This is a genomic window from Crystallibacter degradans (assembly GCF_012952295.1).
GTDB lineage: Bacteria > Actinomycetota > Actinomycetes > Actinomycetales > Micrococcaceae > Crystallibacter > Crystallibacter degradans.
In genome coordinates this window covers 1-250 of sequence record NZ_JABBCH010000122.1, presented here as the reverse complement: position 1 = coordinate 250, position 250 = coordinate 1, and the positions used below count along the sequence as shown (strand labels likewise).

Genomic DNA, 250 nt, shown 5'->3' with positions numbered 1-250 from the left:
TCCGCCGCGTCGGGCGCGGTTTCGGTCAGGGCGCGGATGGCGTCGATGGTCTCGGGCACGACGATGGCCTCGTTATCGACCTGGTAGGTCAGGAAGGCCTCGTCGCCCTGGACCGTGACGAGGTCCTCCCAGACGGCGACTTCCCACATGTCCCCGCGGGGCCGGCCGAGATCGTTCATCAGCTCGATGGTCGAGTTCAGGGCGACGAGTCCGTCGGCCATCCGGATGAACGCGATGCGCGGCGCGGCAC

Annotated in this window: 1 pseudogene; it reads right to left on the bottom strand. The window is 68.8% G+C overall.

The features are described from left to right. Positions 1-250 (bottom strand): annotated as a pseudogene (locus HGO92_RS23380) (type II glyceraldehyde-3-phosphate dehydrogenase); the annotation flags it as partial.